At 71.8% G+C, this 19,783-nt stretch carries 17 protein-coding genes; 10 read left to right on the top strand and 7 right to left on the bottom strand.

Annotated features, from left to right (window positions below):
- Positions 1-4 precede the first annotated feature (4 nt).
- Genes ISU07_RS11255 through ISU07_RS11225 form a run of 7 tightly spaced genes read right to left on the bottom strand, consistent with a single transcriptional unit; the run spans position 5 to position 6,836 of the window.
- Positions 5-400 carry a cupin domain-containing protein gene (locus tag ISU07_RS11255; protein WP_194706875.1) on the bottom strand — a complete coding sequence of 132 codons (396 nt, stop codon included), beginning with the start codon at positions 398-400 and terminating at the stop codon, positions 5-7.
- Positions 397-1,608 carry a Gfo/Idh/MocA family protein gene (locus ISU07_RS11250; RefSeq protein WP_194706874.1) on the bottom strand — a complete coding sequence of 404 codons (1,212 nt, stop codon included), beginning with the start codon at positions 1,606-1,608 and terminating at the stop codon, positions 397-399. The genes ISU07_RS11255 and ISU07_RS11250 overlap by 4 nt, the downstream gene beginning before the upstream one ends.
- Entirely contained in the window at positions 1,608-2,687 is a 1,080-nt protein-coding gene (locus ISU07_RS11245) for a glycoside hydrolase family 130 protein (RefSeq protein WP_194706873.1), read from the bottom strand. Before ISU07_RS11245 ends, ISU07_RS11250 begins: the two co-directional genes overlap by 1 nt.
- Complete coding sequence (locus ISU07_RS11240; RefSeq protein WP_194706872.1) at positions 2,684-3,586, bottom strand: carbohydrate ABC transporter permease; 903 nt, start codon at positions 3,584-3,586, stop codon at positions 2,684-2,686. The genes ISU07_RS11245 and ISU07_RS11240 overlap by 4 nt, the downstream gene beginning before the upstream one ends.
- A gap of 1 nt (position 3,587) precedes the next feature.
- Positions 3,588-4,532 (bottom strand): carbohydrate ABC transporter permease, encoded by a 945-nt coding sequence (locus ISU07_RS11235; RefSeq protein WP_194706871.1) that lies wholly within the window; start codon positions 4,530-4,532, stop codon positions 3,588-3,590.
- 1 nt (position 4,533) lies between these two features.
- A complete protein-coding gene (locus tag ISU07_RS11230) occupies positions 4,534-5,826 on the bottom strand; it encodes an extracellular solute-binding protein (protein ID WP_228521679.1) in 1,293 nt (430 codons plus the stop codon).
- Positions 5,823-6,836 (bottom strand): LacI family DNA-binding transcriptional regulator, encoded by a 1,014-nt coding sequence (locus tag ISU07_RS11225; protein WP_323742556.1) that lies wholly within the window; start codon positions 6,834-6,836, stop codon positions 5,823-5,825. Before ISU07_RS11225 ends, ISU07_RS11230 begins: the two co-directional genes overlap by 4 nt.
- Before the next feature lie 174 nt (positions 6,837-7,010).
- Between ISU07_RS11225 and ISU07_RS11220 the strand changes: the two genes are divergently transcribed.
- From ISU07_RS11220 to ISU07_RS24775, 10 genes are all read left to right on the top strand, one after another.
- Entirely contained in the window at positions 7,011-8,252 is a 1,242-nt protein-coding gene (locus ISU07_RS11220) for a toxic anion resistance protein (RefSeq protein WP_194706869.1), read from the top strand.
- 66 nt (positions 8,253-8,318) lie between these two features.
- A complete protein-coding gene (locus ISU07_RS11215; protein WP_323742555.1) occupies positions 8,319-8,792 on the top strand; it encodes a hypothetical protein in 474 nt (157 codons plus the stop codon).
- 10 nt (positions 8,793-8,802) lie between these two features.
- Entirely contained in the window at positions 8,803-10,497 is a 1,695-nt protein-coding gene (locus tag ISU07_RS11210) for an AAA family ATPase (protein ID WP_194706867.1), read from the top strand.
- Positions 10,494-11,870, top strand: a complete 1,377-nt coding sequence (locus ISU07_RS11205; RefSeq protein WP_194706866.1) for a hypothetical protein — start codon at positions 10,494-10,496, stop codon at positions 11,868-11,870. The genes ISU07_RS11210 and ISU07_RS11205 overlap by 4 nt, the downstream gene beginning before the upstream one ends.
- Positions 11,867-12,814 carry a glutamate ABC transporter substrate-binding protein gene (locus ISU07_RS11200; RefSeq protein ID WP_194706865.1) on the top strand — a complete coding sequence of 316 codons (948 nt, stop codon included), beginning with the start codon at positions 11,867-11,869 and terminating at the stop codon, positions 12,812-12,814. Before ISU07_RS11205 ends, ISU07_RS11200 begins: the two co-directional genes overlap by 4 nt.
- Positions 12,815-13,049: 235 nt before the next feature.
- On the top strand, positions 13,050-14,225 hold the full coding sequence (locus tag ISU07_RS11195; protein WP_194706864.1) for a hypothetical protein: 1,176 nt from the start codon (positions 13,050-13,052) through the stop codon (positions 14,223-14,225).
- Positions 14,222-16,561: a serine/threonine-protein kinase gene (locus ISU07_RS11190; RefSeq protein WP_323742554.1), complete on the top strand. Its 2,340-nt coding sequence runs from the start codon at positions 14,222-14,224 to the stop codon at positions 16,559-16,561. Before ISU07_RS11195 ends, ISU07_RS11190 begins: the two co-directional genes overlap by 4 nt.
- Positions 16,558-17,769: a PP2C family serine/threonine-protein phosphatase gene (locus ISU07_RS11185; protein WP_194706863.1), complete on the top strand. Its 1,212-nt coding sequence runs from the start codon at positions 16,558-16,560 to the stop codon at positions 17,767-17,769. Before ISU07_RS11190 ends, ISU07_RS11185 begins: the two co-directional genes overlap by 4 nt.
- A complete protein-coding gene (locus tag ISU07_RS11180; protein ID WP_194706862.1) occupies positions 17,762-19,042 on the top strand; it encodes a vWA domain-containing protein in 1,281 nt (426 codons plus the stop codon). Before ISU07_RS11185 ends, ISU07_RS11180 begins: the two co-directional genes overlap by 8 nt.
- Positions 19,039-19,773 carry an FHA domain-containing protein gene (locus tag ISU07_RS24775; protein WP_323742553.1) on the top strand — a complete coding sequence of 245 codons (735 nt, stop codon included), beginning with the start codon at positions 19,039-19,041 and terminating at the stop codon, positions 19,771-19,773. The genes ISU07_RS11180 and ISU07_RS24775 overlap by 4 nt, the downstream gene beginning before the upstream one ends.
- The last annotated feature ends 10 nt before the right edge of the window (positions 19,774-19,783 follow it).

The raw sequence follows: 19,783 nt of genomic DNA, 5'->3' as shown, positions 1-19,783 counted from the left end.
TGGTTCAGGGCGTGTGGGTGCCGGTGCGGCCGTAGCGGTCCTCGAGGCGGACGACGTCCTCCTGCCATCCGGGGCCGGCGGTGGACGCCTCGACCAGGACGGCGTCGGTGATGGCGCGGACGCGGTGGAGGAGGCGGGGCGGGACGTGCACGGCGTCGCCCGGCCCGAGCACCACGGCGCGGAGCGTCTGCTCACTGTCGCCGAGGTCGATCTCCACCTCGCCGGACAGGACCGCGATGGTCTCGTCCTTCTCGTGGTGCCACTGCAGCGACAAGGACTCGCCGCCGGTCACGTGGAGGGTCTTGCCGACGTAGGAGCCCTCGACGTGGGCGAAGATCTCCTCGTGCCCCCAGGGCTTGTCGACACGCACGCAGGGCACGGGTCCGGGCAGGTCGGTCATGACGTCCTCACCAGCTCGTCGGTGGTCGACGGCCACGGGTCGAGGTCGACGGTCCTGCCGTCGGCCGCCGCCCGACGGGCGGCGTCGGCGACGACGACGGCGGCCCAGCCCTCGCGTGCACCCGAGAGTGGTTCCCCTCCCGACGCGACGCAGCTGACCAGGTCGGCGACGGCGGCGCGGACGCTCTCGGCGTAGACGCGCTGCTTGGCCGCGGGCCCGCCCAAGGTCAGCTCGGCGTGGACGTGGTGGGGCACGACGTGGGTGCGGCCCCTGGCCCTGGCCGTCGGCGAGCCGGCATGACGACGTACCTCGACCCAGACACCCGCGTCGGGACCCGGCCGGTACCCCTGGACGGCGAAGAGCTCACCGACCCGCTCCGGGAGTCCGTCGACCACCTCCGCCCCGGCGTCGTCGGTCCAGCCGTCGAGGACGGCGTGCACCGGGATCCAGCCGTCGACGCGCACCTCGATCGTGCCGTGGTCGAGCCGCATGACCTGGCGCTCGCACCGGTGAGCGTGCGAGAACCCGTGGGTGAAGCCGGCCAGCAGTCCGCCGGGGTGCCGGGTCGTGGCGCTGACCGTGTCGACGGTGCCGTCCGCACGCGCGGCCGTCATCGCCTGGACGGCCTCGGGGAGCGTGCCGGACATCAGGTGGGCCGCGTCGAAGAAGTGCACGCCGTGCTCGACCAGGATCCCGCCGCTCGTGTCCTCCTGCCAGAACCAGTGGTCGGGGCCGAGGTCCTCGTCGCTCGCGTCGTTCTCGAAGGCGAACCGCTGGAGCGGCCCCAGCAGCGTGCCGCTCATCCTGCCCAGCGCCCGCAGCAGCGGGTTGTAGCGCAGCACGTGGTCGACCACAAGCACGCGTCCGGAGCGGTCGGCGGCGGCGCGGACCTCGGCGGCCGCCACCGCGTCTGTGGCGAGGGGCTTCTCGCACCACACGTGCCGCCCGGCCGCGAGAGCGCGGCGGGCGATGGTCGCGTGGGTGGACGGAGGCGTCATGATCGCGACGCACGCGACCTCGTCGTCCGTGAGCAGGTCCTCCCAGTGGTCCACGGCGCGGACCCCGAGGTCGGCCGCGAGGGCAGCAGCCCGCGAGGGGTCGGCGTCGGCCACCGCGACCACGCGGACGTCCGGCAGGTCAGCCACCGCCTCGACCAGGAACGTCGCGAACCTGCCCGCGCCGATGACGCCGAGGCCCCAGGGCGTCATCAGGACGTCCGGTCGAGCCGAGCGACCCCGATCTTCGCGTCGGCCATGCCGTAGAACACGTAGCGGATCCCGTCGATCTCCTCGATCGCGGTGGGGAACACGACGTTGGGCACCGTGCCGTCGCGCTCGTCGTCGGTCTCCGGCCGGAGGATCGGCTCACTGGTCCGCGCCAGCACGCGGGACGGGTCGTCGGCGTCGAGGATCATCGCGCCCGCGGCGTACTCGACCTTCTGGGTCGTCGGGTCGAAGCCCTCGGGCTGCTCGCCGGTCACGCCGTGGTGGATGATCAGCCAGCCCTCGTCGACGCGCACCGGCGGCGGGCCGGCGCCGATCTTGAGCTCCTCGTAGGGGTACGCCGACAAGGCGACGCAGCGGTGGTCCTGCGGACGCGCCAGCGCCCGGATGTCGGCCTCGGCGAGCTCGGCCGGGACGTAGGAGATCCAGATGCCGGGCCGCGGGTCGGTGACACCGGCGGGGAGGTGCACGGTCTCGCCCTCGCGGAACCAGCCGAGGTCCCACATGGGCCGGTGGAGCATCGCGTACGACGGCCGGCCGGCGGGGTCGGGGACCGGCTCGGGGAAGAACACCGCGTCCTTGTTGGGGAACATGCAGAGGTCCGTGTCCAGCCCGGGCTGGTAGGCGAACTGCACGGGACCCAGGCGCTGCCAGTGCTCGAGGTCCTCGGAGACGGCCAGGGCCAGCCGCGGGCCGAGGGGACCGAACGCGACGTACGTCATCACGTGCCGGTCGAGGCTGGGGACCCAGGTGACGCGCGGGTCCTCGACGCCGGCGTTGTTGGCGCCGCGCTCCCAGCCCTCGTCGGGCGCCAGGACCTCACCGCGGCGGCGCACCCCGACGGGGACGCCGTCGCGCAGCTCGACCTCGGCCAGCCCGACGCGCGAGACGTTGCCGTCCTCGACCAGGCGGGGGAGCAGGTGCAGCCGGCCGTCGGGCGTGCGGCCGCTGGCCGGGTTGAGCACCCCCATCGCCTCGTGGGCGTTGCCCGGCTCGGGCGTCATGACCACGCCGAGCCGGGTCATCGAGTAGGGGATCTCCGATGGGCTGCCGGCAGCCGTCATCCCTTCACGCCCGAGCCGATGTCGGAGGCGGTGAAGTGCTTCTGGAAGACGACGAAGAGCGCCACCGCAGGAGCCGCCAGGACGCACGCGCCGGCGAGGATCGCGCCGTACGGGTTGGCCGCCCGTCCGGCGACGCTGCTGATGTAGTTGGCGAGGGACACGGCGAGCGGTTGCAGGTCGGCGTCCTTGGTGATGAGGAAGGGCCAGAGGAACTCGTTCCACGGGCCGATGAACGTGAGCAGCACCGCGGTCAGCACCGCCGGACGGACGAGCGGCAGCGCGATGGACCACAGGATGCGCAGCTCGCCGGCGCCGTCGATGCGGGCCGCGGAGAAGAGGTCGTCGGGCAGCTGCATGAAGAACTGCCGGAAGATGAAGACGGCGGTCGCGTTGATGGCGAACGGCGCGATCATGCCGAGGTAGGAGTCGGCCAGGCCGTAGCTGCGCACGATCATCACGTACAGCGGGATCATCAGCAGCTGGAACGGGATCACCTGCACCAGGAGCATGGCCGCGAACAGCGTTCCGCGGCCGCGGAAGTGCAGCCGCGCCAGCGCGTAGCCGGCGAGCAGTCCGAGCACGACCGTGCACAGGATCACCGCGCCGGTGAAGATGCCGGAGTTGACCAGCGACTGCACGAGGTTCACGCGGCCGTTGATGGAGCGGTAGTTGTCGAGCGTGAATCCGCTGGTCGGGAATGCGCCGCGCACCGACGTGTCGGGCTTGAGCTGCAGCGACGCCATCAGCATGTAGTAGAAGGGGAACAGGAAGAGCAGGGCGCCGATCGCGAGCAGGACGGTACGCGGCCAGCTACGGCCCGAGACCTTCTGGGGCGGCGCGGTCGCGGGCGGAGCCGGCTCCTCCAGCACGGACCGTTCGTCCGCGGTGACCTGTGCCATCTCAGTCCCTCTCCAGGAAGCGCTTGTTGACGAAGGCGATGATCAGGAACGCGATCATCAGCAGCACGCCGATCGCGGCGGCGGTGTCCGGGTTCCCCTGCTCGATGCCGCGCTGGTACATCAGCAGCACCGGCGACGCCGACGCGCCGTTGGGCCCGCCGCCGTTGGTGAGCAGGTACGGCTCGGTGAACAGGTTGGCCCCGGTGATGATCGACAGGATCACCACGAGGGTCGTCGCGGGGCGGACGCCCGGGACGGTGATGTTCATGAACGACCCGAGCTTGCCCGCCCCGTCCATCGCCGCCGACTCGTAGAGCTCCTTGCCGACGTTCTGCAGGGCGGCGAGGTACAGCAGGATGAAGAAGCCCAGCTGCTTCCACGTGACGAAGAGGGCGATCAGCGGCATGGCCAGGCCCTTGTTGATCAGCCACGACGGGTCCGGTGCGAGCGGGCCGAGCAGCTGGTTGACGAAGCCGCCGTTGCTGAAGAGGAACAGCCACACCGCGACCACCGCGACGCTCGCCGAGATGTAGGGCACGAAGTAGCAGACGCGGAAGAAGATGCGTCCCCGGACCGCCCCGTTGAGAGCCGTGGCCAGCACCAGCGACAGGACCACCGTCAGGGGGACGTTGATCACGAGGAACACCGCGACGTTCAGGAAGGCCTTGTGCACCTCCGGGTCGCCGAGCACCGCGGTGTAGTTGTCGAGCCCGACGAACGGGCGGTCGACCGCGACACCGGGGGCGGTGAAGAAGTAGTCGTGGAAGCTGATCCAGACGGCGAGCCCCACCGGGTAGGCGAAGATCAGGACCAGGAACACGGCGTACGGCGCGGCGAACGCCAGCCCCAGGGGCTGACGACCGAGCACGGTCGTCAGCACCCCGCTGCGGGCCTCCGGCGCCTTCCCCGAGGAAGGCGCGGGACGTGGTGCGGTGGTGGTGCTCACGTCACTGGCCGGCCAGGCCGTCGACCTTGTCGGCGGCGTCGGCGAGGGCACTGTCGACGTCGGTCTCCCCGAAGATGACCGCCTTCGAGTAGTCGTCGCGGAAGTCCTGCCAGATCTCGATGCTGTTGGTCACGTTGGGCACCTCGACCGTCCGGGCCGCCTGGTCGGCGAAGGTCTGGTACTCGGGGTTGGCCTTGAAGTAGTCGGGGTACGCCGACGCGACGTCCTCGCGCATCGGCATCTGGCCGGTCTCCTCCAGCAGCGCGCCGTCCTGCTCCTCGCTGGTGGCGAACTTGAGGACCTCCCACGCGGTGCCCTGGGCCTTGCACGCGGAGTACATCGCGACGTTCTTGGCGTCGGAGAAGGTGTAGGTGTCCTCGGGGGCGATGCCGGTGGAGGTCGGGACCGGGGCGACGCCCCAGTTCACGCTGTCGCCGTAGACCGCGATGGCCCAGGGGCCGACGATCGCCATGGCGGCCTTGCCGTCGGCGAACGAGTCGGCCTTGTAGGCCTCCTTCTGCGCGTAGCCCTTCTCGTACATCGTGGCCCAGAAGTCCGCGACGGCCTTGCCCTCGGTCGAGTTGAACGTGGCCTTGTCGTCCTCGACGAGCTGCGTGCCGCCCGTCTCGGCGGCGTACAGGGGGTAGAAGTCGAACCAGGACTGGTAGAACTCCGAGCTGGGGGCCGGCCAGATCGCGGCCTGCGCGGCACCGCTGGACACGATCTTGTCGCTGGTGTCGAGGAACTCGTCATAGGTCGACAGCGGCGGGTTCTCCGGGTCGACGCCGGCCTTCTTCAACAGGTCCTTGTTGTAGAAGATCATCACCGGGTTGGCCTTCCACGGGAGCTGGTAGTACTTCCCGTCGGGCGACTGGTACTGCGTGGCCGCGTCGCCGGTCCGGCTCTCGATGTACTCCTTGCCGTCGGCGAACGAGTCGAGCGGGACGAGACCGCCCTGCTTCTCGAACTGCGGCACGGCCGCCGGAGCGGTGTTGAACACCAGGCAGGGTGCGTTGCCGGCGGTGATCGCCGCGCCGATGACCTCCTCCGACGACTTGCCGGCGGGGATCTCCTGGGCGGTCACCTTCTGGTCCGGGTTCGCCTTGTTCCAGGCCTCGACCATCTTGTTGCCCCAGGCGAGCTCCTCGGGGTTGTTCGAGAGCCAGATCTTGATCGGACCGGTGGCGCTGGTCGCCTCCGATCCGCCGTCGCCTCCGTTCCCACCGCCGCATGCCGCCGTGCTCAACGCGAGCGCCAGGCCGAGTCCGAGGGTCGTCGTCTTCTTCATGTTCATGCGTGATCCGTTTCTGTGGTGGGGCGGGGTGGTGCGGTGGAGCTGCGCAGGACGAGGTCGGGTGGTGGGAGGAGGACATCGGGACACGTGTCGCCGTTGACCAGGGACAGGAGGCAGTCGGCAGCGGCGCTGCCCCAGGCGACGGCGTCGGTGCGGACCGTCGTCAGGGGCGGTCGCAGGTAGCCGGAGATCGCGGTGTCGTCGAACCCGGTGACCGAGAGGTCGTCGGGGACGTGCAGACCGCGCGCCTGGGCCGCGGCGGTGCCGGCGATGGCCATCAGGTCGTTGGCGAACACGATCGCGGTCGGCGGTTCGGGCAGGTCGAGCAGCTCCTCGGTGGCGCGGGCGCCTCCGGAGGGCGAGAAGTCGGACCAGACGTACGGCGACTCCTCGAGCCCGGCGACGCGCAGGGCGTCGGCCCAGGCCTCCTGCCGGGAGCGCGAGTGGACGAACTCCTGCGGCCCGGCGACGTGCGCGATCCGCTCGTGTCCCAGGGACACGAGGTGCTCGACGGCGGCCGAGATGCCCGGACGGTCGTCGACGGCGACCACGGGCCAGCGGCACCCGATCGGCGCCGGGGCGATCACCACGGTCGGGAGGCCGAGCGACTCCAGCAGGTCCGGCCGGGGGTCGTCGACCCGCAGGTCGGTGAGGAAGACGCCGTCGACCCGGCTGCTGGCGGCCAGGTTCTCGTAGCTGCGACGTTCCGTCTCCTGGTCGGGGACGACCTGCAACAGCAGGGCCTGACCTCGCGCGGCGAGGGTCTTCTCGATGCCGGCGATGAAGGCGGGGAAGAAGGGGTCGGCGCTGAGCGTCTCGGGCTGCCGGGCGATCACCAGGCCCACCGCCAGTGCCCGCGAGGAGGAGAGAGCCCGCGCGCGGTGGCTCGGCGTGAACCCGAGCTCGGCGGCCACGGCCCGGATGCGGTCGCGGGTCGCATCGGCGACGCCAGGGCGGTCGTTCAGGGCGAAGGAGACCGCTCCCCGGGAGACTCCGGCCGCGCGGGCCACGTCCGCGATGGTGGGTCTCCGAGTCGACACGGTTTTTACTAAACCGGTTTAGTGGCGCGGCGTCAAGGAAGGTACAACGGAGCCCGTTCCAACCCACCCGTACGGGTGGGAGCGCACCCTAGGATCATCGCGAGGACCCGGCCAGCCGGCGGGGGACGCACACGGAGGACTCGCATGACGACCGAACCGACCCCTGCCACCGCTGCCGCGGTGCAGCCGCTGGAGCCGCCGGACCAGGCCCTCACGCTGGTCGCACCCGAGGCACCCGCCCAGGTCCAGGAGACCCAGGCCCCGAAGATGGCGCCGGCGGTGCCGGAGGAGGCCATCCCGGCGCTGGACCAGAAGGTCGACGACTACATGACCGCGCTGTCGGCCGCGCAGCCGGCGAGCCCGGAGTTCTCCGCCCAGGCCGACAACGTCCGCACCATGGGCGACGCCGACATCCGCAAGGCCGCCGAGACCTCCAACCGGCTGCTCGAGCGGCCGGTCCAGGCCCTGAAGAAGGGCGGCCTGGCCGAGGGCTCCGAGGTGGGCAAGACGCTCCTGGAGCTGCGCCGTACCGTCGAGGACCTCGACCCCAGCCAGCTCACCGGCAGCCGCAAGATCCTCGGGATCATCCCGTTCGGCGACAAGGTCGTCGACTACTTCCGCCGGTACCAGTCCGCGCAGTCGCAGCTCAACGGCATCCTGCACAGCCTGCGCAGCGGCCAGGACGAGCTCCAGCGCGACAACGTCGCGCTCACCATGGAGAAGACGAACCTCTGGGCGGCGATGGGCCGGCTCAACCAGTACATCTACATCGCCGAGCGGCTCGACTCCCGGCTCTCGGCCCGGATCGCCGAGCTGCAGGTCGGCGACCCCGACACGGCCAAGGCCCTCAACCAGGACGTCCTCTTCTACGTCCGCCAGAAGCACCAGGACCTGCTGACCCAGCTGGCGGTCTCGATCCAGAGCTACCTGGCGATCGACATCATCATCAAGAACAACATCGAGCTCATCAAGGGCGTCGACCGTGCCTCCACGACGACCATCTCGGCGCTGCGCACGGCCGTGATCGTGGCGCAGGCGCTGGGCAACCAGAAGCTCGTGCTCGACCAGATCGCGGCGCTGAACACGACGACGTCCGGGATGATCGAGCGCACCTCGGAGATGCTCAAGGACAACTCCGCGCAGATCCAGGAGCAGGCGGCGTCCTCCTCGATCGGCGTCGAACAGCTCCAGGCGGCGTTCGCCAACATCTACGCGACCATGGACTCCATCGACGAGTTCAAGGTCAAGGCGCTGGACACCATGGCCACCACGATCGGCGTGCTCGAGAACGAGGTCGAGAAGTCCAAGGAGTACGTCGCCCGCGTGCGGCAGCAGGACCAGCGCCAGGCCAGCGGGCAGCTCGACCTCGACAACCTGGGGCAGTAGGGCTTCGTGGGGTTCTGGGCCTGGCTCACGGGTCGGTCGCGCAAGAAGGCGCCCGAGCCTGCGAGCGTGCCCGCCGCGCCCACCGAGGCCGACATCCTCGCCTCGCTGGCCCGGGTCGAGGCGATGCTGGCCGACGGAACGGCGCCCGCCGTCGTGCGGTCCCGCGTCGTCCGCGTCGACCGGACCATCCGCGAGACGCTGCCGAAGCTGTCGCAGCTCGGGTGGGGGAGCGCCGACGCGTACGCCGTGGTGGCGACCGCGACCGACTACCTCCCCGAAGCCGTCGGCGGGTACCTCCGCCTGCCCCGCGACTGGGCCAACAGCCGGCCCATCGACGGCGGCAAGACCGCGCTGATGGTGCTCATCGACCAGCTCGAGCTGCTCGCCTCGACCATGGGCAAGATGCTCGACGCCGCCAACCGCGCGGACGCCCAGGCCCTGATCGCCCACGGGCGTTTCCTCCAGGAGAAGTTCGGGCACGCGTCACCGGACGTCCCCACGGAGCCGGCTCCGCCACCCCGCTCGTCCCTGGACCTCTAGAAAGTGACCGATGGCTGAGAACTCCTCGCTGGCGACGGCGCTGGCGGACCTGGGCGAGGCCGCCGCGGCCGCCGGCGTCGACCCCGACGTGGCCCGGGCCGAGGGCGAGGCGATCGCCGCGACCGTCGCCGAGCCCGCGACCGGCGCATGGGAGGACTGGTCGGCGCAGACCGGCGGTGACCGCAGCGTCGAGGAGTTCTTCGACGCGGCCTCCCGCGGCCGCCGGTTCCGCTCGGGCCCGACGCCCTCGCTCACCGCCCTGGCCCTCGCCCGCAGCCCCGAGGCCCTGGCCTACGCCACCGCACTGAGCGAGGTCTGCACGGCCGCGGCCACCCTCGGTACGCCGACACCTCAGGTCGTCGGCAACGCCTCGACCGCCGCGGCGGCCCAGCTGGCCGCCGTACGTCCGTCGCCCACGCCGTCGTCGCGGCCCGGTGGGAACCCGCTGACGCCCATGCTCAGCGAACCCGGGAAGCGGCTGACCGAGGAGGAGATGCTGCGGATCGCCACCGAGTCCGGCAAGGCGGTCACCGCCCAGCTCAACGCCGTCCGCGATGCGCTGACCCGGATGACGGGTGGACTGTCCGGAGGCCTGACGCAGGACGGCACGACAGCAGTCACCGACCGGTCCGACCAGCCCACCGAGGCGGCCCCGCCGACCGACCCGACGGCTCCCACCACTCCGGCGCCACCAGCGGAGGCCGAGAAGCCCACCGATCCGAAGCTGCCCGAACCGCCGCCGAAGACCCTCGAGGAGCTGCTGGCCGAGCTCGACGAGCTGGTCGGCCTGGAGGCGGTCAAGGGTGAGATCCACCGCCAGGTCGCGGTGCTCAAGATCGAGGCCAAGCGCGTGGCGGCCGGGCTGAAGGTACCCACGCTCACCCGGCACCTGGTGTTCGTCGGCAACCCGGGCACCGGCAAGACCACCGTCGCTCGGCTGGTGGCCGGGATCTACCGGGCGCTCGGACTGCTCACCAAGGGGCAGCTGGTCGAGGTGGACCGCTCCGAGCTGGTGGCGGGGTACCTCGGCCAGACGGCGATGAAGACGGCCGACGTCGTGAAGTCGGCCGTCGGCGGCGTGCTGTTCATCGACGAGGCCTACAGCCTCGCCGGCGACCAGTACGGCACAGAGGCCGTCGACACCCTCGTGAAGGAGATGGAGGACCGTCGCGACGACCTGGTGGTGATCGTGGCCGGGTACCCCGCCCCGATGGCCTTCTTCATCGCGCAGAACCCCGGACTGGCCAGCCGGTTCCGCACCACGATCGAGTTCGCCGACTACACCGACGACGAGCTGGTCGGCATCTTCAGGGTGCTCGCGACCGCGGCCGACTACGACGTGACCGACGAGGTCGAGAAGCGGTTCCGGGAGATGCTGCACGGCATCCGTCGCGGGCCGACGTTCGGCAACGGGAGGTACGCCCGCAACGTGCTCGAGGCCGCGGTGGGCCAGCACGCGTGGCGGCTGCGAGACGTCGAGCAGCCGACGGTCGAGCAGCTGCGCACGCTGGAGCCCGAGGACCTCGTCTACACCGCCGTCGACGACTCGGTCGAGGAGGTCGTCAACGGGCCGGCCGACGGGCCGCTCGTGATCGACCCGGACACGCCGGTGCCGCCCCCGCCCGCCGACCCGCCCGCCGACCCGCCCGCCGACCCGCCCGCCGACCCGCCCGCCGACCCGCCCGCCGAGGAGGCCACCTCATGACCCAGGCCGCCCAGGGGGCGCCGGCTCCCCAACAGAAGGGCCAGCAGAAGGGCCAGCAGAAGGGCCAGCAGCAGGCCGTGGTCGGCACGCCCGCCCCGACGCCCGCGACCGGACCGGTCCCGCAGGGGCGCGGCAGCACCCTCGGCTCGGGCCGCGAGGACGACGCCGCGCGCCGTCAGGCCAAGGCCATCCCGGTCACCCTCAACCGGCTGCGCATGGTGGCCGTCGTGGTGTGCCTGGTGTTCGGCGCCCTCACCGCGCTCCAGCTGATGCTGTCGTGGAACGCCAACCGCACCGCGGCCGCCGACACCCAGCAGCTGATCCGCGTGCAGGGCATCAAGACGAGCCTGCTGCGGGCGGACGCGCTGGCCACGAACGCGTTCCTGATCGGTGGCCTCGAGCCGGCCGAGCAGCGGGCGGCGTACGACGACGCCATCGACAGCACCGTCCGCTCGATCACCGACGCGGCCAAGGCCCAGCCGGCGGATCAGGCCGCGCTGAACGCGCTGAGCAGCGCGGTGCTCGACTACGCCGGTGACATGGAGCTGGCGCGGGCCAACAACCGGCAGGGGCTGCCGGTCGGCGGGGCCTATCTGCGCAAGGCCAGCGCCGAGCTGCGGTCGACCGCGCTGCCGATCGTCGACCAGCTCGTGCTCGCCAACTCAGCCCGCGCGCGGGACGCGATGGGCGCCCACAACCCGGTCTACGTCTTCCTGCCCGCGGCCCTGGCGGTGCTGGTGCTGTTCCTGGTCAACCGCTGGATCTCCCGGCACTTCCGGCGACGGTTCAACACCGGGCTGGTGCTCGCCGTGGCGGCCCTCGCCGCGGTCGGGCTGGTCGCGACGTTCGTGACCAACGGTCAGCAGCAGCAGAACGACGAGCTCAGCAACGGCTCGTTCGAGTCGGTCGTGGACGGGGCGACGGCGCGCACGGCCGCCAACGACGCCAAGGCCAACGAGAGCCTGCGGCTGATCGCGCGCGGCTCCGGACAGGCGTTCGAGGACGCGTGGACAGCGGCGGCCGCCGTCGTCGACAACGCGCTGCTCGAGCCCGGCCTGTCCGGGCTGGCGGGGTCGTGGCAGACCTACGAGTCCCAGCACCAGCAGATCGTCGACCTCGACGCCGGTGGGCAGTGGGACCAGGCGGTCGCGCTGGCGACGAGTGCGGACCCCGGGTCCCCCTCGGAGTCGTTCGCCGACTTCGACGCCCGGCTGCAGGACTCCGTGAGCCAGTCCGGCACGATCACCACCGACACGCTCTCCAACGGCAACTCGGTGCTGCTGGTGCTGGCCGTGCTGGCCGTGCTCGCCGGATTGGCCGGGGCGGCGTTCGCCGCGGTGGGCGTCAACCAGCGTCTGAAGGAGTACGCATGAACAGGAGGTCGCGCCTCGCCGTACTCCTCCTCGTCGTCGGGCTGTCGGCCTGCGGGGTCGAGGACACCCCCGTACCCGCCCCGCCCGCGGCCCCGGAGATCACCGGGGGAGCGGCGCCCGCGGCGCAGGACTGCACGAACAAGCTCCAGTCCTACGCGCCGACGGCCGACCCGCTGGCCATCCCTGGCGGCTCGACGATGGCCACCATCCGCCAGCGCGGCCGGCTGATCGCCGGCGTCTCCGCGGACACCTACCTGCTGGGTGCGCGCAACCCGGTGAGCGGCCAGATCGAGGGCTTCGACATCGACATCGTGCGGCAGATCGCGAAGGCGATCTTCGGCGACGAGACGAAGTACCAGCTGCGCGTCATCACCGCCGCGGACCGCATCCCGGTGCTGCAGAACCACGAGGTCGACATCGTCGCCCGCAACATGTCGATCACCTGCGACCGGTGGAAGCAGATCGCGTTCTCCGCCGAGTACTACGAGTCCGGCCAGAAGATCCTGGTGCGCAAGGGCTCCGACATCACCGGGCTCAGCAGCCTGGCCGGCCACAAGGTCTGCGCCCCGCTCGGTACGTCCAGCATGGACAACCTCATCCGCCTCGCCCCCGACGCGATCCCGGTCGGCTCCGACAACCACACCGGCTGCCTGGTGCTGCTCCAGGAGGGCCAGGTCGACGCGATCACCGGCGACGACACCGTGCTCGCCGGCCTGGCGTCGCAGGACCCGTACGCCGTCGTGCTGGACGAGGACCCGTTCACCCAGGAGCCCTACGGCATCGGCATCCCGCCGGACGACGTCGACATGGTGCGGTTCGTGAACGGCGTCCTCGAAGGGATGCGCTCCGACGGCGCCTGGGACGCGTCGTACGCCCACTGGCTCCAGCCCACCCTCGGCAAGTCCGCCGGCCAGCCGCAGCCCCAGTACGGACGCACCCCGTGACCCCCCTCCGCCGCCGAGTTGCGCCTCCGGGACGGCCGAGTTGCGCCTCCGTGACCGCCGAGTTGCGCCTCCGTGAAGGTCGAGTTGCGCTCCCGGGACCGTCGAGTTGCGCCTCCCGCACTCCTCGTACGTGCCGCAGGCGCAACTCGCACGTGCCGGAGGCGCAACTCGCCTGTGTCGGAGGCGCAACTCGCGCGTGTCGGGGGCGCAACTCGGCCCGCGAAGGCAGGCACCCGTGAGTCCGGTCCACGCGCCGGTGGCGCCGGGGAAGCTGGGTGAGGCCGTCGAGGTGATGCCCATGCAGACGTACCTGGGCGAGCTCGACGCGTGGGTGAGGTCCCGCAAGGACGAGCTCGACGAGCTGGACGCGGCCGCGCTGGCCAGCCCGCGCAAGGACGAGCTGTCCAGCGACATGACGCTCTCGATGGCGCTCTGGAAGGCCGTCTCGGACCGGCAGCAGCTGCTGCTCGCGGTCTGGGACGGCGGCCGCGTGCTTCAGGCGGACCGCGAGCGGCTGGCCACGCTGATCTGGGGACGCCTGGACGCGACGCTCGACCCGGCCGCGCTGGCCAAGGCGGGCGGCTCGGGCGCCGCTACAGCCGGAGCGCTGGCCGTCTCGCTGCCCGAGGCCTGCCGGCTGTCCGACGCCCTGGCCGGGCAGCTGCGCCAGCGGCTTTCCCTCGACCCGGCCGCCGACGAGAACGCCGCCCGCGTGCGCGACCTGCGCGCCGCGCTCGAGCGGCTCCGCGACCAGGTCGCGCTGGAGCCGGACACCAGCCGCCCGGCGGCCCAGCACACCTGGGACGAGCTGGCCGCCCGGATCAAGGACGTGACCGAGCGCGTCCAGCGCGGCGGTGACGTCGGTGGGCTGCTCGGGCCGCTGGAGATCGACGCGGCCAAGTTCGAGCGGGACCTGATCGTCGGCGGCGCCGAGCGCCGTGACACCCGCGACCGCGCCGCCGCTGCCGCCGAGCTGCGCGACGACCTGATCGCTCGCGAGGCCGCGCTCCACCAGCTCGCGGCGCGCTGCGTCGAGGCGGTCGACCCGGCCCCCAAGTACGCCGTCCCGGACGTCGACGCCCTCGGCCCGGTGCCGGACTCGCCGTCGGAGCTGGCGGCGTACCGCTCCCGCCTCGGCCGCGTCGCCGACGCGATGAACCTCGCCCACGCGTCGTACGCCGCGGCCCTCGCCGCCCACGACGACCTCACGAACCGCCTCGACGCGCTGACGCTCAAGGCCTCCGCGCAGGGGCTCGCGAGCGACCGCGACCTCGCCGCTGCCGAGGCGAGTGCCCGCGAGGTGCTCACCCGACAGCCCTGCCCGGTGGGCGTGGCCCAGGCGCTCGTCGACGCCTACGACGCCTGGCTGACCTATGCGACCACCCGTATTCCCAAGGAGGCCAGACGGTGAAGTGCCAGCAACCCGGGTGCACCGGGACCATCGTCGACGGGTACTGCGACGTCTGCGGCATGGCGCCCGCCGACGGGACGGCCGTCTCCTCCGCGTCACCGGGCCTCGTGACAGGCGCTAGCGCGCCTTCCTCGACCAACGACGGATCGAAGTGCCGGCAGCCGGGCTGCACGGGGACGATCGTCGACGGGTACTGCGACGTCTGCGGCACTCCCGCCGGCGCAGCCCCCGTCGTGGAGACCCCGGTGAGCGAGGGAGCCGGCTCGCAGACCGGGTCGTTCCGGCTGGAGTCGGCGGCGATCGGGTCCCAGCGGGCCGCCGGCTCGGGTGCCACGCATCGCATCCGGACCGGGTCCCAGCGGTTGCGCTCCGCTCGCCTCGGCGCCGGCCTGACCACGATCCCGCCGGTCCCGCTCGTGGACGCCTCCAAGGTCATCATGAAGAACCCGGAGGTCGCGGAGGACAAGCGCACCTGCGCCAAGTGCGGCGGCCCGGTCGGGCGCAGCAAGGACGGTCGTCCCGGACGGAGCGAGGGGTTCTGCCCGTCCTGCGGCCAGGCGTTCTCGTTCACCCCGAAGCTCAAGGCGGGCGACCTGGTCGCCGGGCAGTACGAAGTGGCGGGCTGCCTGGCCCACGGCGGCCTCGGCTGGATCTACCTCGCCCGCGACAAGAACGTCTCCGACCGCTGGGTGGTGCTCAAGGGCCTGCTCAACTCCGGCGACGCCGACGCGCTCGCCGCGGCCATCGCCGAGCAGCGGTTCCTCGCGCAGGTCGAGCACCCGCTGATCGTCGAGATCTACAACTTCGTCACCCACGACAACGCCGGCTACATCGTCATGGAGTACGTCGGCGGCACGTCGCTCAAGCAGCTGCTCAAGGAGCGGATGCGGGCGAACGGCGGCACGTACGACCCGCTGCCGGTCGACCAGGCGCTGGCCTTCATCCTCGAGATCCTCCCGGCGTTCCAGTACCTCCACGACCTCGGCCTCATCTACTGCGACTTCAAGCCCGACAACCTGATCCAGGTCGGCGACGCGTTGAAGTTGATCGACCTCGGCGGCGTCCGGCACGTCGACGACCAGGACTCGGCGATCTACGGCACGGTCGGCTACCAGGCGCCCGAGGTGGCGACCGCCGGGCCGAGCGTCGCGTCGGACATCTACACGATCGGCCGCACCCTGGTGGTGCTCTGCATGGAGTTCAAGGGCTACCAGTCGACGTACCTCTCCTCGCTCCCCGACCCGGAGTCGACGCCGCTCTTCCAGGAGCACGACTCGCTCTACGCCCTGGTCTCCAAGTGCTGTGCCACCGACCCGGCGGACCGGTTCCAGTCCGCCGACGAGCTGCGCGTGCAGATGCTCGGCGTGCTGCGCGAGGTGGTCGCGGAGAAGCGGGCAGGTACGGCGCTCACGTCGGCGGCCTCGCAGCTGTTCGAGACCCCGGCGGTCACGACGGTCCGGCTCGACTGGTCCCAGCTGCCCGCCCTGCGCGCGGACACCTCCGACAGCCAGTACGCCTTCCTGTCCGCCCTCGCGCCGGCGACCGCGAGCCGCCGGCTCGAGCAGCTCGAGAAGGTGCCGGAGGAGAGCGCGGAGGTGCGGCTGTGGCGGGCCCGCGCCGCGCTGGAGGCCGAGAAGCCGGACCTCGCGGTGCGCGAGTCCGGGCTGCTGCTGCAGGCCGACCCGTGGGAGTGGCGCGCGCTGTGGGTGTCCGGGCTGGCCGCCCTCCAGCAGGAGAAGTGGGACGATGCCGCGTCGTCGTTCAACGCCGTCTACCACCAGGTGCCGGGCGAGCTCGCGCCCAAGCTGGCGCTGGCCCTCGCGTGCGAGAACGGCGGCCGTCGCGAGGTCGCCGAGGGCTTCTACACGACCTGTGCCGAGACCGACGCGGCGTACGTCGCCCCGTCGGCGTTCGGAGTGGCCCGGATCCGCGCGGCCACGGGTGACACCGACGGAGCCGTGCAAGCGCTGGACCTGGTGCCGCCGACCAGCCGCGGGTACGGCGAGTCGCGCGAGCTGCGCGCGGAGGTGCTGCTGCGCGGGGCCGGCGACGACCTGATGCGGCTGAGCGCCGCGATGAGCAGCGTCGAGGGTGCGAGTCTTGAGCCGTACCAGCGAGCGAAGCTCACCACCAAGATCCTCGGGAAGGCGCTGGAAGTGGTCACCAGGAAAGGACCGGGAACCGTGCGGATCGGCAGCTACGAGGCCAAGGAGCCCTCGTTGCGGAACGGGTTGGAGGCCAGCTATCGGGTGCTGGCGCGCGAGGCCCAGGACCGCGACACGCAGGTGCTCATGGTCGGGCGCGCCAACGCCGTGCGGAACTGGACGCTCACGTGACCGAGGCCCCGGCGACACCTCCCCCCACCCAGAAGTGCCCGCACTGCGGAGCCCTGCTCGACCCCGGCGACGCGTTCTGCGAAGCCTGCGGCCAGCCGGTGGGCGACCCGGCCGCCGCTGCCGTGCCGGCGGCGTTGGACACGGAGAAGAACCCGCTCGACGACGTCAGCCCGATCAGCGCGGTGACCGTGGGACCCGGCGGACGCACGGCGGAGACGGCGCCGGCCGAGCGTGCGCCGTGCCTGGAGTGCGGTGGCGTGGTCGGCGAGGACGGGTACTGCACCCAGTGCGGCACCAAGGCCCCGAGCCCGCGCGACCACTTCGAGGAGAAGCCCGCGGACTGGGTCGCCGGTGTCTGCGACCGCGGGATCCGGCACGCCCGCAACGAGGACGCCATGGCGCTGCTGGCCGACGGCGAGCGCGCGGTGCTGGTGGTCTGTGACGGCGTGTCCAACTCCGACGACTCCGACATCGCCTCGCTGGCCGCGGCCAAGGCCGCCCTCGAGGTGCTCCGGCCGCCGCTGCCGAAGGGCCTCGGCGTCCCGGAGAGCGTTGCCGCCGCGGTGGGCAAGCTGTTCACCGACGCCGCAGCCGCCGCCAACCAGGCCGTGCTCGACACCGCCCCCGACGACGTGCGCAACCCGCCGTCGTGCACGTTCGTCGCGGCCATCGCCGACGGGTCCGTCGTCCACTACGCCGGGATCGGTGACTCTCGCGTGTACCTGCTGCCGGACGCCGGCAACGGCCGGATGCTCACGATCGACGACTCGATGGCTCAGGTGCTGATCGCCGGGGGTACGCCGCGGGCCGAGGCCGAGGCCTCCAAGCAGGCGCACTCGATCACCAAGTGGCTCGGCCGCGACAGCCCCGACATCACCCCGCGCGTCGGCAAGGTCGACGTGACCGGGCCGGGCTGGCTGCTCGCCTGCTCCGACGGCCTGTGGAACTACGCCTCGGAGCCGGCCGCCCTCGCTGCCCAGATCGCCGCCGCCGGTTCGACCGACCCGCACGCCATCGCGACGCATCTCGTCGCGTTCGCCAACGCGGCCGGCGGGCAGGACAACATCACCGCGACCCTCGCGCGCGTCGGCGGCGCGGCTCAGCCCGTCGAGGGTCTCGTGACAGGCGCTAGCGCGCCTTCCTCGACCAACGGGGCGACCGACGTAGGTAAGAATGCTGCTCCGACCACAGGGGAGACCGATGGCTGACTTCACCGCGACCGTGTACCAGAACGAGTTCCTGCCCGACGGCGGGACCGACGTGCACGCGATCGTGACCATCGACTGCTCGGGCGCCGGCACCGCCGGTCAGACCGGCTCCGGCGCCGCGGGCGAGATCATCATCATCGACACGTCCGGCTCGATGGGTCAGTCCGCGATGGCCGCGGCCAAGGAGGCCGCCCAGGCCGCGCTGGCCGAGATCGTGGACGGCACGTACTTCGCCGTGATCTCCGGCAACGGCGCGGCCTTCCTGGCCTACCCGCTCGTGCAGTCCGGCCCGGCCATGGTGCCGATGGACGACGGCACGCGGCGGGAGGCGGCCGAGGCGATCTCCCGGCTCCGGTCCGGGGGAGGTACGGAGATCTCGACGTGGCTGGACATGGCCGGCGTGCTGTTCACCTCCGTGCCCGAGGTCGTGCAGCGGCACGCGATCCTGCTCACCGACGGCGAGAACAACGAGCCCGGTCCCGTGCTGGACGAAGCCATCGCCCGCGCCACCGGCTTCTACCAGTGCGACTGCCGCGGCGTCGGTGTCGACTGGAAGGTCGAGGAGATCCGCCGCATCGCCCAGGCCCTGCTCGGCACCGTCGACATCATCCCGTCGCCCGAGCAGATGGCCGCCGAGTTCGAGGCGATGATGCGCCAGTCGATGTCGCGCGGCGTGGCCAGCGCGAACCTGCGCGTCTGGACGCCCCAAGGGGCCCAGATCCTCTTCGTGCGGCAGGTCTCGCCGACCGTGGAGGACCTCACCAACCGGCGCACGGTCGTCAACGACCTCACCGGCGACTACCCGACCGGCGCCTGGTCGGACGAGTCGCGCGACTACCACGTCGCAGTCCGCCTCGCCGCGAAGGCCGTCGGGCAGGAGCAGCTCGCCGCCCGCGTGCAGCTCGCCATCGGCGACGAGGTGAAGACCCAGGGCCTGGTGAAGGCCAAGTGGTCCGACGACTCCGAGCAGACCACGCGGATCGACCCGCAGGTCGCGCACTACACCGGGCAGACCGAGCTGGCGCAGGCGATCCAGGAGGGCCTGGCCGCCAAGGCCGCCGGCAACGAGGAGCTCGCCACCACCAAGCTCGGCCGCGCCGTCCAGCTCGCGAAGGAGACCGGCAACGAGGAGGCCACCTCCAAGCTGCGCAAGGTCGTCGACGTCGAGGACGAGGACGCCGGCACCGTGCGGTTGAAGAAGACGGTGGAGAAGGCCGACGAGATGGCCCTCGACACCGCTTCCACCAAGACGACCCGGGTGCGCAAGCAGTGAAGTGCCCGAACGGCCACGACAGCCAGGCGACCGACTACTGCGACGTCTGCGGCGCAGCCATGCCGACCGGCGGGGCCGCGGCCGGCTCGCCCGGCGACACGGTCGCCGTACCGGTGCTCGATCCGGACGCCGCTGCGCCTGCCTCGGATTCGACCCCGTCAGCGCCGTCAGGTCAGGAGTGCCCGAACTGCGGCACCGCGAACGCCGCCGACGCCCTGTTCTGCGAGGCCTGCGGCTACGACTTCACCACCGGGACCATGCCGCGCAAGGGCGAGCATGCCTCCACCCCGGACGCGGCTCCGGGGAACGTCTCCCCGCCGCTCGACGACACCTGGGTGGCGGAGCTCTGGATCGACCCGCAGTGGTACGCCGAGCAGTCCAGCCCCGACCCGCTGCCCTCGGCCGGACCGCCGACCGTCGTGCCCCTGCGCAACACCTCGTTGCTCATCGGGCGCGAGTCCAAGTCCCGCGACATCCACCCTGACGTCGACTGCGGCGCCGACAACGGCGTCAGCCGCCGGCACGCCCAGCTGACCACCGACGGCACCCGCTGGTGGGTGGAGGACCTCGGCTCCTCCAACGGCACCTTCGTCGCCGGCGCCGTGGACCCGCTGCCCAAGAAGCCCATCGACGTCGGCGTGAAGCACGAGGTCGGCGCCGACGACCGCATCTACGTCGGCTCGTGGACCCGGCTCGTCATCCGCAAGGCCGCTCCGGGCGAGGTGGTCTGACGCTCGGCCC

The organism is Nocardioides islandensis (assembly GCF_015352455.1).
In the GTDB taxonomy this organism is placed as follows: domain Bacteria; phylum Actinomycetota; class Actinomycetes; order Propionibacteriales; family Nocardioidaceae; genus Nocardioides; species Nocardioides islandensis.
This window is presented reverse-complemented; position numbering and strand designations above follow the sequence as displayed.